Genomic DNA, 13,539 nt, shown 5'->3' on the forward strand with positions numbered 1-13,539 from the left:
TTAAAATGAAAAAGTGGCAAAATATTAGAAAAGTTGTTTTGGCTTATTCAGGTGGATTGGATACGTCAATTATTCTTAAATGGTTGCAAAGTGCGCTAGGTGTTGAAGTTGTAACTTTTACAGCAGATTTGGGGCAGGGGGAAGAGCTAGAACTTGCTCGTCGTAAAGCTGAAATGCTAGGTGTTAAAGAGATCTACATTGAAGATTTGCGCGAAGAATTTGTGCGTGATTTTGTGTTTCCGATGTTTCGAGCCAATACCGTTTATGAGGGGACTTATCTTTTAGGAACATCAATTGCACGTCCACTTATTTCAAAACGCCTTATTGAAATTGCTGAGGAAACAGGGGCAGATGCCATTGCTCATGGAGCAACAGGAAAAGGCAATGATCAGGTACGCTTTGAGCTTTCCGCTTATGCGCTTAATCCTGATATAAAGATTATTGCTCCATGGCGTGATTGGGATTTTAAGAGTCGGACAGATCTCTTTGAATTTGCTCGTATTCATCAAATTCCTGTAGAAAAGGATAAGCAAGGTGAAGCGCCTTTTTCAGTGGATGCAAATTTATTGCATTCTTCATCAGAAGGAAAGATTTTAGAAGATCCAGCACTTCCTGCTCCTGAATATGTCCATATGCGTACTCTTTCGCCGGAAGATGCTCCAGATCAAGCAACCAGAATTACTCTTGGCTTTAAAAAAGGCGATGCTGTTTCAATCAATGGAAAAAATTTATCTCCTGCAACTTTACTTGCAGAATTAAATCGTTACGGGTGCGATAATGGTATTGGTCGGTTAGATTTGGTAGAAAATCGCTTTGTGGGTATGAAATCGCGGGGTATTTATGAAACACCAGGTGGAACCATTCTTTTGACGGCTCACAGAGCTATAGAATCTTTAACGTTAGATCGTGGCGCAGCTCATTTAAAAGATGAGTTGATGCCACGTTATGCAGAACTCATTTATTATGGATTTTGGTTTTCGCCGGAACGTAAGATGTTGCAGGCAGCTATTGATTTATCTCAAGAACATGTTGAAGGTGAAGTCACGTTAAAGCTTTATAAGGGGAATGTAATTATTGAAGGGCGCCAAAGTAAGAAATCACTTTATTCCAGTGAGTTAGTAACTTTTGAGGATGATCAAGGTGTTTATGATCAAAGAGATGCAACTGGTTTTATTAAATTAAATGCTCTACGTTTGCGTACATTAGCAATGCATCATCAAGGTGATAAAAAAAAGAAATAGAAAGTTACGGTGACAAGTGTAAAGTAGGTGCAGTGCTTTTGTATGAAATGCCTAGTTTAAGCATTTTTTCTGTTGGTTTTTACCGTTCTTTCGTTCAATACTAGAAGCTTATCTTTTGCGCTAATAAATATAATAAGCAAAACCCATGATAATAATAGCAATGAAGGCTTCGATAATCAAAACAAGTCAATTTTGCTTTATAATATTGAATGTTTTTGATTTTTATCAGAACAGAATATGTTTATAACGAGGGCGGTTTTTGTATTGTGGCTTAAGAGTATAAAGAAATTTTCATCTTTTTGCTTGCTATTATTGACGAATAAATTCAAGAACCATACACCCTATTTTGAAAGAGTGTAATTTTTAGGATAAATAATAATGATGCGTGATCAGTGTGATACCCTCAACCTTACGCCTGAATTAAAAGATGCAGCTTCTCAATCGAGAACTTGGCCATTTGAAGAAGCACGTAAGATTATCAAACGGTATGAAAAAACGGGTTATCCAGACAGTCTGATATTTGAAACAGGTTATGGCCCTTCTGGTTTACCGCATATTGGAACTTTTGGGGAAGTTGCACGTACAACCATGGTGCGTCATGCATTTCATATTCTCACGGAGAATAAAGTAAAAACAAAATTACTTTGTTTTTCTGATGATATGGATGGTTTGCGCAAGGTTCCTGAGAATGTGCCTGATCGCGAGAGGATGGAACATTATCTTGGTCAACCGTTGAGCCGTGTACCCGACCCTTTTGGAGATGATTATCCTTCTTTTGGAGCGGCAAATAATGCGCGGTTACGGGCTTTCCTTGATCGTTTTGGTTTTGATTATGAATTTGCAAGTGCTACGGATTATTACAATTCCGGTCGTTTTGATGAAACACTTTTAAAAATCCTTGCTTGTTATGACAAGGTTATGGCAATTATTTTACCAACATTAGGTGAAGAACGGCAAGCGACCTATTCACTCTTTCTACCGATTTCTCCCTTTTCTGGAAAAGTATTACAGGTACCGATGATTGCGCGTAATGTTGAAAAAGGGACTGTCACTTATATTGAACCTGAAACAGGAGAAACCATAGAAACAGAGGTTACTGGGGGCAAAGTTAAGTGTCAGTGGAAGGTAGATTGGGCAATGCGTTGGACAGCACTTAGCATTGATTATGAAATGGCCGGAAAAGACCTTATCGATTCCACAAATCTTTCTTCTAAAATTTGTAAAGTATTAGGTGGAAAGCCCCCAGAAGGATTCAACTATGAGCTCTTTTTAGATGAGAAAGGGCAGAAAATTTCCAAATCCAAGGGAAATGGCTTAACCATTGATGAATGGCTTACTTATGCCCCAACAGAGAGTTTAGGGCTTTATATGTTTTCAAAACCTAAAACAGCAAAAAGGCTTTATTTTGATGTTATTCCTAAAGCTGTGGATGAATATTATGCTCATCTTTCTGCTTATGGTCGTCAAAGTTGGCAAGAACGGCTTAGTAATCCTGTATGGCATATTCATAATGGTTGTCCACCGCAGGTTGATTTGCCTGTATCCTTTGCGATGCTTTTAAATTTGGTAAGTGCTTCAAATGCGGAGAATGCAGAAGTTCTTTGGGGTTTTATTTCTCGTTACGCTAAAGGAGCAAATGCACAAACTTATCCAGAACTGGATCAATTGGTGAAGTTTGCCATTAAATATTTTGATGTTTTTGTTAAACCAAACAAGAAATTTCGTATACCAGATGATAGCGAACGAGCAACATTAGCACAAATTGATGAAAAATTAGCTCATTTACCTGAAACTGTTGATGGCAACATATTACAAAATATGCTTCTTGATGTTGCACGGTTAACGGAACGCTATCAAGATCATAGCAAAAAAAGCCCTGAAGGTGGGCCTGGTGTTTCCAATGTTTTTTTTCAAATGTTGTATGAAGTTCTTCTTGGACAAGAGCGAGGTCCACGATGGGGATCATTTATAGCGCTTTATGGGATTAATGAAATGCGTGCACTGATTGCTGAAACACTTGCACGACCTATGGAGGAATAATGGAACGAAGAGTGCAGGAAGTAAAGCGACGCCGTACATTTGCAATTATTGCTCACCCAGATGCGGGGAAAACAACATTAACAGAAAAGCTTTTATTGTTTGGTGGTGCTATTCAACTTGCAGGAGAAGTAAAAGCCAAAAAAGATCGTATTCAAACCCGTTCTGATTGGATGAATATTGAGCGTGATCGTGGTATTTCCGTTGTGACTTCGGTGATGACGTTTGAATATGAAAATCATATTTTTAATCTCCTAGATACCCCAGGCCATGAAGATTTTGCAGACGATACTTATCGCACGCTTACAGCTGTTGATAGTGCTATCATGGTATTGGATGGGGCCCGCGGGATTGAGCCTAGAACACTAAAACTGTTTGAAGTATGTCGGATGCGGGATATTCCTATTGTTACTTTTATCAATAAAATGGATCGTGAGGCACGTGATCCTATAGAGCTTTTAGATGAAATTGAAGAAAAGCTTGCTCTTGATACCGCCCCTATAACATGGCCCATTGGGACGGGTAAAGATTTTGTTGGTACCTATGACCTTCATCATAATCGGTTTCGTCAAAAAGATGATGAGATAACACAGCAAATAGTTTCAAATCCCAGAGAGATTGTCCATTTACTCCCTGAATATCAACGTTCAACTTTTATTGAAGGAGTAGAACTTGCTCAAAGTGTTTGCAAGAATTTTGATCTGCAAGCTTTCCGTGAAGGTCATATGACACCGGTTTATTTTGGTTCAGCTTTGCGAAATTTTGGTGTTCGTGATTTGATCAATGCGCTTATTGATTTTGGTCAAAGTCCTCGTGATCAAAGTGCAGATCAGCGCAATGTCATAGCAACTGAACCTAAAATGACGGGATTTGTTTTTAAAATTCAAGCGAATATGGATCCTAATCATCGTGATCGTATTGCATTTTTTCGGGTATGTTCGGGAACACTTGAACGTGGTATGAAAACAAAGTTGGTTCGAACAGGAAAACCGATGACACTTTCGGCTCCACAATTTTTCTTTGCGCGTTCGCGCCAAATTGCTGATCAAGCCTATGCTGGTGATATCGTAGGGATCCCTAATCATGGAACATTGCGTATCGGCGATACTTTGACTGAAGGAGAAGATATCCTCTTTAAGGGAGTACCAAATTTTGCACCAGAGATTTTGCGTCGTGTTTGTTTGGGCGATCCAATGAAAGCAAAAAAGCTCAAAGAAGCTTTGCAACAAATGGCTGAAGAAGGGGTTGTACAATTGTTTATTCCTGATGATGGGTCGCCTTCTCTCATTGGTGTTATTGGTGCTTTGCAAATTGATGTCTTAAAAGAACGATTAAAAATAGAATATTCTTTGCCAGTGAATTTTGAGTCTGCGCGCTTTAATTTATGCCGTTGGATTTCAGCGCAGAGCAAAGATGAGTTGCAAAAGTTTCTCAGCAATCACCGCTCTGCTATTGCGTATGATTTAGAAGGTGATCCAGTTTTTTTAGCGGAGAACCATTTTTCATTAAATTATGAAGCAGAAAGAGCTCCTAAGATAAAATTTTCTACTTTTAAAGATTATCAAGTAAGTTTTTAATGTAAAGAAGAATTTTTTATGTAACAATTTGGTTGGTAATGATTTTTCATATTGAGTTGGGGATCTGAATATTGTTATTTTTTCTGAAAACAAAAGGAGTATGTAAAGAACACTTTCAAATTGTACTGTATAAAGAATACGGTAAATTTATTTATAATATTCAATAAGTTATAATATATTTGTAATTGTAACGTCTTTTAAAATTTTGATATATTTTTTCACAATAGCTTAAGATAAGCTCATATATTTAAGTATTTTGAATGTCAGTTAAAAATCTCCTGTATAAATAGAGCTTTTCAGTTTTTTCTTGTATGAAAATTGTATACAGTCAAAATAAAGCAAATAATCAATAAGATGAAATTTGTTATTCCCAATATGAGATCATATGACTTATAAATCACGTGTCTTTTCTATATCTTCTGGAACGGATTTTTTGCCTCACTTTGTTGATGCACTGCTCTCTGGTACCCTTATTGATAATTTTGCTCCCAATGGAGATATTCAAACTGCTCTTGCTGATAGCCTTATTTATGTTCCGACACGTCGTGCTGCGCGCGCTTTGCGTTTAGCTTTTGTTGAAAGAAGTAATACACAATCAACCTTTTTGCCAACTATTCGTGCTCTAGGAGATGTCGATGAAGACAGTTTCCTTTTTGTTGAAAATCATACCAGCACTCTGAATCCACCCATTGGAAAAAGTGAACGCTTACTGCTTTTAGCGCGCCTTATTCGTCCATGGCGTGAAAATTTACCTGCGCATCTGCGTGCCATGTTTGGTACAGAAGATGTGCTTATTCCGGCTCATAGTGCTGATGCAATTTGGTTTGCTCAGGATTTAGCGCATTTGATGGATGAAATTGAAACAGAAGGAGCAGATTGGTCGAAACTTAAAGATATTGCACCTGATATGGTCGCTGAATGGTGGCAAATAACGCTTGACTTTCTGACTATTGTTACGCAAAATTGGCCCAAAATCTTGAAAGAAAGACAACGAAGCAATCCCGTTGAATGGCGTAATCAAGCACTCACAATGCATGCAGAGGCTTTACGACGTATGCTGCCTGATAAACCGATCATTGCAGCTGGTGTGTCGGGTTCTATGCCCGCAGTTTCTCATCTTTTAAAGGTTATAGCTTCTCTGCCCAAAGGGGCTGTTGTTCTTCCTGGTCTTGATATCCATATGGATGAAGAACAATGGAATGCATTAAGCACAAGCAATAAAGAAAAAACAGCTTGCGATTTTTTTGATCCAGCAGAAAATGTTTTTAGCCATCCTCAATATCATTTAAAAAAACTTCTTTCTCTCATGGAGTGTCAACGTCATCATGTTTGCGAAATTGGCCAACAAAGTAGCACAAAGAAAAGACGAATGGCTCTTTTATCAGAGGCACTTCGACCAGCTTCTACGACAGATAAATGGATACAAATTGTCCGTAACGATTATGAGGCTCTTTGTGCAGACTGGTCATTTATTGAAGCTATCAATGAACGTGAAGAAGCTCTCGCTATTGCTGTTGCTTTACGCAAAGCTATTGAAGAACCCCAAAAAACCACAGCTCTTATTACAAATGACCGTAATTTAGCACGCCGTGTTGCCGTGGAATTACAACGATTTGGAATTGAAGCAAATGATTCAGGGGGAATACCACTTGCCCAAACATTGCCTGTAACTCTCTTACGACTTATCTTAGAAAATGTATTGCAACCTGATGATCCCATTGCTTTTCTTTCTCTTCTTAAACATCCCCTTACAACACTCCAACAAAATCGTCATCGTTTACGGGAAATGGCAGAAAATTTTGAACTTTTTGTTCTTCGAGGGAATACAGGGCGCATCAATCTTTGCGAGTGTGATCAATTTCTTGAAAAATGGATTGAAACATACTTTCATAATAGTTCTGAAATCAACGCTCTTGATCAGCAGAAATGTGAAGAAGCACGTTTCCTTTGTCATCTTTTGAGGACAGCTGTTGAACCTTTAACATCTCTTATGAAACAAGAGAAAGAATGCACCATCAACGAAGCTGCGATAGCAACTGTTGAAGTTTTTGAAAATTTTGGTCGCAATGAGGATAATTCTCTTGCACATCTTTATCAACACGAAGCAGGACAAGCCCTATCAAAGTTTTTACGTGAATTGGTCAGTGATCAATCAGGATTAACATTTCATCTTTGTGAATGGCCTGCTATGTTTTCTGCTATAATAGCAACTCGTTCCGTTGCACCTTCGCCTGGAGGACATCCACGTGTATTCATCTGGGGTACTTTGGAATCGCGTTTGCAAACGGTTGATACAGTGGTCATCGGCGGTCTTAATGAAGGGTCATGGCCGATATCAACCCGAAATGATGCTTTTTTATCGCGACCGATGAAAATGATGTTAACTCTGGAACCACCAGAGCAGCGTATTGGTCTTTCTGCGCATGATTTTCAATGGGCAATGGGAATGGATAAAGTGGTGATGAGTCGCGCATTGCGCGTTAATCATACGCCTTCCATTCCATCACGCTGGCTACAACGCATGGAAACAGTTGTAGGAAAACAGGTTTGGGAACAAATCCGTGAACGAGGTGAAATACTACGCCATTGGGCAAAGATGCTTGATCATACAAACATAACTTCTGAGGTGGAACGTCCTTGCCCTTCTCCACCTCTTGATATACGCCCGCGCCATTTTTCAGTCACTGAAATAGAAACATTGCGATATGATCCCTATGCTATTTATGCCAAAAAAATCTTAAGGCTCAAACCACTTAAAGAACTTATTCATGATCCTAGCGCTTCAGAACGTGGAACACTTTATCACGCTATTCTGGCGGCTTTTTGTACACAAATGAAAAATCCAAATGATGCAAATGCACTCAATGTACTGCTTTCTATTGGACGTAAAGAATTTGATAAATTCAACTTTCCACCGGATATTGAAGTAATTTGGTGGAATAGTTTTGAAAATTTTGCTCCACGCTTTATTCAATGGGAACAAAGTTTAGGACTGCGAGAGCGATATTCGGAAGTTGTATCACAAAAAATTTCTATAGGAACAACAGGGGTAACTCTTTCAGGACGTGCTGATCGTCTTGATGTTTTGCCAGATAAAACGGTTGAAATTCTAGATTTCAAAACCGGAACGCCTCCTTTATCAAAACAAGTTCGTGAATTATTATTTCCGCAATTGGCTTTAGAAACAGCTTTACTCATACAAGGGGGCTTCCCAGATTTTCAAGATTTTACACCTTCAAATTTATTTTACATTCCCCTTAACAAAAAAGGTGAAATTAAATCCCAATCAATTCTTTTAAAGAAAAAAGACGGAAAAACTTATCTAAGTGCTGTTGATCTTGCTGAAAATGCATGGGAAAATCTTATCGCACTCATAATTTATTATCAAAATCCACAACAAGGCTATCTCTCACATGCTGTCCCCATGTCAAAACGATATGAAGGTGACTACGACCATTTGGCTCGGTTGTGGGAATGGTCAAGTGGTTTTCATAAAGAAGAGTAATCATGACGTTTTTTTCTATTCCTGAAGCCGCTCTTGATGCACAAGCAACAGCAACACATCCCCAAAAAAACGTGTGGGTTTCTGCAAATGCTGGATCTGGAAAAACCCACGTTTTAAGTGAACGTGTTATCCGTTTGCTTTTAAACGGTACGCCTCCAGCACGTATTTTATGCCTCACTTATACAAGAGCTGCTGCTGCTGTTATGCAATCACGAATTTTTCGCACGCTTTCCAGTTGGAATGAGCTCGATGATGCACAGCTGCAAGAAACCTTAACACGGTTTGAAAAAAAAACTGTTAATGCGCAAAAACTAACTTATGCACGGCAACTCTTTGCGCGTGCCCTCGAAACGCCTGGTGGCTTAAAAATCCAAACGATTCATGCTTTTTGTGAATCTCTCTTGCATCAATTTATGTTAGAAGCCAATATTGCAGGGCATTTTGAACTTCCCGATGATATCAGTCGAAAAAAATTACGACAAGAATCTCGTCGTCAACTTTTAGCTCGTCGTGATGTACAACCTGCTTTGCAACAGTTACTTCAAGTTATTAGCGAACATACTTTTAACCAATTGCTCTATGAGGCAGTTGAAAAGCAACATAAATTGTCTGATTTTTTATCTTCTCTTTTATCTGAAAATGGAGAAGAAAAATTGCGCGCGCTTTTTAACTTAGCGCCCAATGAAACAAATCAATATCTTCTGGAACAAATTAAACAAACAGCGCGCCTTCCTCTTTATGCTCTTAAGCATTGTGAAACCAATGGTAATCAAAGCTTTAAGGATATGGTGGCAAAACTTTCCCAATTAGAAAAGGTGCATGATGAGACAAATATTCTCAATCTTATTTCTGATGTTTATTTTACAACAAAAGGTGAGCCGCGTAATTTTTCACATTTATCTCATAAAAAATCAGACGAAATTTGGCCTTTTATTCAACAAATGCTTGAAGACAAACAAAACAAGCTTTCTGTTCTTTTAGAAAAATATCAATGCGCAAAGGTTGCCACCCTCAATATGGCTGCTTTTCAGCTCTGTGCTATTTATCTCAAAATTTATAAGAATTTAAAAAAGTCCAATGGCTTCTTAGACTTTGATGACCTTATTGAGCGTACGCTTCATTTGTTACAGCGCAAGGGTGCAAGCCAATGGGTGCACTATAAACTTGATCAGGGACTTGATCATATTCTACTTGATGAAGCACAAGACACCAACCCTGAGCAATGGCAAATTATTCAACTGTTGGCACAGGAATTTTTTTCAGGGTATAGCCAACGAACAAACATACGGACTCTTTTTGCTGTTGGAGATGAAAAGCAATCTATTTATTCTTTTCAAGGCGCTGCTCCAGAAAATTTTGCTGCAAATGGACGAATTATTCAAAAAAAAGTGCAACAAACAAATCAACAATTTGAAAAAATACAACTGCATTATTCTTTTCGCTCTACAGCAGATGTTCTTAAAAGTGTTGATCTTGTTTTTGAAACACCAGAAAACTATAAAGGGCTTTCGGCAGAAAATACAAAAACGGTGCATGAAGCTATCCGTATTCACAGTCCCGGTGAAGTTGTTATATGGGATGCCATTTCCAAAGAAACGAGTGACTTTCCTCAAGATTGGCATACAACTGTTAATCATTTAGATACACCTGAAGTTCGTTTAGCAGAAAAAATTGCTGAAACGATTGCCGACTGGTTACAAAAAGGCGAAATGCTTCCAGCAAAAGGACGCTTAATACGGGCAAGTGATATTATGATCTTGGTCCGTAAACGTGATCAATTTGTCTCAGCTCTTTCCCGTGCTCTTAAACACCGTAATATTCCCGTAGCAGGGGCTGATCGTTTACAGCTTACCAAACATATTAGTATCCGTGATTTAATGGCGCTTGCGCGTTTTGTTTTGCAGCCACAAGATGATCTTTCTCTTGCTTGTGTTTTAAAAAGCCCACTTTTTGCTCTTAGTGAAGAGGAACTCTATCAGCTTGCCGCACACCGCACCGGCTCTCTTTGGCAAAGTCTGTGCGCGCATATATCATCGCAGGTATCTTTTAAAGATGCTTTTGAAAAGCTAAACCATTATCGCGCTTTAGTGGATAAAATACCAGTTTTTGAATTCTATAGCTATATTCTGAACAATGATAAGGGACGACAAAAAATTCTGTCTCGTTTAGGATCTGAAGCAAATGATGTGCTCGATGCTTTTATGGATTATACGCTCACTATTCAAAAAACAGGATTACCAGGATTACAAGCTTTTTTAGAAACATTAAGTGCAAGCGAACCAGAAATTAAACGTGAATTTGAACAAAGTAATGAAGAAATTCGTATCATGACTGTTCATGCTGCAAAAGGACTAGAGGCTGCTGTTGTGTTTTTAGTCGATCCTGGTAGTGCGATTTGGCATCCTCAGCATGCGCCTCACTTGCTTAAAGTTCCTTTAAACAATGCACAATGGAATGGAAAACAAGCCTTTATTTGGCATCCCAATGAAAAGTTTGATACAAAACTCTCTAAACAAGCAATTTCATATTTAAAAGAGCGTGCAGAAGAAGAATATAGGCGTCTTCTTTATGTAGGAATGACACGCGCTGAAGATCGCTTGTTTATTTGTGGGTATAAAGGTCCGAAAACGCCATCTCATACATGGTTACAACTCGTAAAAAAAGCCCTCGAACCGCATGCCCTTGCTATAAAAGATTCTTCGGAAGATATTGCAGCTTGGCGTTATTGCATTACACCTGCTTCTTCTGCTTCTATAAACTCAAAAGTTCCTTCCGCTGAATGCCAAACCTTACCACCTTTGCCTGCTTTTTTCTCTCATAAAGTACCAGCAGAACCAGTGTTACCAAAACCGTTAAAACCGTCAGTGGCGAGCCTTTCCATTGAAGCTGATACAGAGCTGTCCTCAAGTCCAAAACAGCTTACCACTTCACCTGTTTTAGGAGCCATGAACACAAACAGAGCTTTTTCCATTGAATATGGTAATCTCGTTCACCGATTGTTACAATATTTGCCCGATTGTCCCCCACAAAAACGTCGAGATTATGCTCGAAACTATCTCAATATCAAAGCCTTTCATTGGCATGAGAGCCAAAGAGAAGATGCTCTTTGCCATATTTGGAAAATATTAGATCATGTTTATCTCAAACCCCTTTTCTCTGAGCATTCACGTGCTGAGGTCTCCTTAATGGGTATTGTGAAAATTCGTGGAAAAGAACAAGCAATCTCTGGTCAAATTGACCGTCTCTACATCACGCAAAACAGCGTTATCTTTGCAGATTTTAAAACAGGAACCCCGCCAGAAAATGAAGCTGCTATTGCTTCCCATCATTGGTTGCAAATGGCTCTTTATCGAAAATTATTGCAAGCTATTCATCCCGATAAAGATATCCAGGCTCTGCTTATCTACAGTAAAGAAGCCAAAATTTTTAAACTTCCTCCAGAAAAACTTGAGGCATTTCTTAGTGAAGTTGCCTTATAAGTTAGTCTTTTCCTTGCAAAGCATTTTTACACTTTATTTACTTTCATAAAATCGCTCAAACAAACACAACGCACAATCCCTGGTGTAAAAAAGTCCTTTAATAATTTATCTTTGCAATAACTTGATATGAATTGTTATTATACCAATCTATAAAAAGTGAATATAAAGGATAAATAAATGACGTGTATAAAAGTTGATAAGGACAATTTCGAAAGTGAAGTTCTAACCTCTTCCACCCCTGTTGTGGTTGATTTTTGGGCAGAATGGTGTGGCCCTTGCAAAGTGATTGCTCCAATTTTGGATGAAATTTCAATAGAAATGCAAAATCAAGTTAAAATTGCTAAGGTAAATATTGATGAAAATCCGGAACTGGCTACCCAATACGGAGTACGTTCTATCCCTACATTATTAATGTTTAAAAATGGAAATATTTCATCGAATATGGTTGGCGCTACCTCTAAAGGACGTCTTTCTGAATGGATAAAAGATGGGCTTAGTTAATTCCACATATAATCACTATAAAGGAGAGAAATTTTGTCTCTCCTTTTGACTTTTTTAAAATATTCTTTTTTGCATTATATTATAATGAAAAGACAATAAAAATCAAAATTTTAAATGAATTTAAGAATTCATGCTTTTATGCATGTTTCAATTGACTATTTTTTATAAAAAATTGCTTTGTATGAAGAATATAGGCAATTCTTTCCTTATAGGCGCGTTAAAAATATTAGGTGAATGATAATTTCATAAAGGTATTTCTTCTTAGATAAGACTATTGAGATAGATAGTGTTTTCAACACATAAAAGGAGATTTTAAGCAAAAACTTTGCAAATTACTTTTCTGAAGCTCACAATTTTTAAGCAGAAAGAAACAAGCAATTCACTACAGGTTATATAATGCTCTTCTAAAGGGGTACCACTTCAATTTAAAATTCTCTTATACTATTCTCTAGAATCAAAATTGTAGGTATCAGATTCTCTAAAATAAATTGATGAATTCCTATAAATTAACGGCTGTCCTTTGCAATTTATGTCATTGTTATATGAAAGAGTCAGCATTTCGTTTCATCTTCCATGGTTGGTACCTCCATGAAGCCTTCTTTATGTTGTCCATCATCTCAGATTTCATAGGTAGTATTGAGGTATTATCAAATTAAAAAATGATGATGTTCATGTTTTTTTAAAATGTACGAATTGCGAAAGACTGTTGCAAACATTCAATGGAATGTTGCGCTGATCTAACTGTTACATGACGCCCATGTTCTTTATAGTGTAAGGTGAGTGCAAAAGTGGCAAGTTCTAAAAGAGCTGTATTTCTTTCTGGCCATTCAACAAGTAAAATATTTTTCTCACGAGCTTCATGAAGCCCTAATTCATCAATTTCTTCTGCCATAGAAAGGCGATAAAGATCAGCATGAATAATTTCAAACTTTGGAAGTTGATAGCTTTGCACAAGAGTAAAAGTAGGGCTTGGAACATCCATAGTGTTATCGTTCGCAAGTGTTTGAATGATTGTACGTGCAATGGTTGACTTTCCAGTTCCAAGATCTCCTTGCAGGGTTACAAGATCTCCTGGCTTTAAAGAAAGAGCTAAATTTTGTGCAAAAAGCTTTGTTGCCTCTTCATTTTCAAGAAAAAAACTAAAATTCATTAAAAGTTCCATGAAATGGATGAAAAATTTTTGTTATCATAAAGGTCAA

General features: G+C 37.8%; 7 protein-coding genes. 6 read left to right on the forward strand and 1 reads right to left on the reverse strand.

Translation table 11 applies throughout. The annotated features are described in order from the left end of the window. The first annotated feature begins 5 nt into the window (after nucleotides 1-5). From ACFIMX_RS00445 to trxA, 6 genes are all read left to right on the forward strand, one after another. Nucleotides 6-1,241, forward strand: coding sequence for an argininosuccinate synthase (locus ACFIMX_RS00445; RefSeq protein ID WP_375693884.1), 1,236 nt, complete (start codon nucleotides 6-8; stop codon nucleotides 1,239-1,241). Between the two features lie 378 nt (nucleotides 1,242-1,619). Next, nucleotides 1,620-3,281 (forward strand): lysine--tRNA ligase, encoded by a 1,662-nt coding sequence (locus tag ACFIMX_RS00450; protein WP_375693885.1) that lies wholly within the window; start codon nucleotides 1,620-1,622, stop codon nucleotides 3,279-3,281. Next, entirely contained in the window at nucleotides 3,281-4,855 is a 1,575-nt protein-coding gene (locus ACFIMX_RS00455; protein ID WP_375639481.1) for a peptide chain release factor 3, read from the forward strand. The genes ACFIMX_RS00450 and ACFIMX_RS00455 overlap by 1 nt, the downstream gene beginning before the upstream one ends. Nucleotides 4,856-5,240: 385 nt before the next feature. Further along, nucleotides 5,241-8,360: a double-strand break repair protein AddB gene (gene addB / locus ACFIMX_RS00460; RefSeq protein ID WP_375693886.1), complete on the forward strand. Its 3,120-nt coding sequence runs from the start codon at nucleotides 5,241-5,243 to the stop codon at nucleotides 8,358-8,360. 2 nt (nucleotides 8,361-8,362) lie between these two features. Continuing rightward, complete coding sequence (gene addA / locus ACFIMX_RS00465; protein WP_375693887.1) at nucleotides 8,363-11,839, forward strand: double-strand break repair helicase AddA; 3,477 nt, start codon at nucleotides 8,363-8,365, stop codon at nucleotides 11,837-11,839. A 177-nt stretch (nucleotides 11,840-12,016) separates the two neighbouring features. Further along, nucleotides 12,017-12,340, forward strand: a complete 324-nt coding sequence (gene trxA / locus ACFIMX_RS00470; RefSeq protein WP_375611361.1) for a thioredoxin — start codon at nucleotides 12,017-12,019, stop codon at nucleotides 12,338-12,340. Between the two features lie 679 nt (nucleotides 12,341-13,019). Here the strand turns inward: trxA and tsaE are convergent. After that, complete coding sequence (gene tsaE, locus ACFIMX_RS00475) at nucleotides 13,020-13,490, reverse strand: tRNA (adenosine(37)-N6)-threonylcarbamoyltransferase complex ATPase subunit type 1 TsaE (RefSeq protein WP_375617471.1); 471 nt, start codon at nucleotides 13,488-13,490, stop codon at nucleotides 13,020-13,022. Nucleotides 13,491-13,539: the final 49 nt, after the last annotated feature.

It is taken from the genome of Bartonella sp. AD24XZML, from assembly GCF_042196485.1.
Lineage (GTDB): Bacteria > Pseudomonadota > Alphaproteobacteria > Rhizobiales > Rhizobiaceae > Bartonella.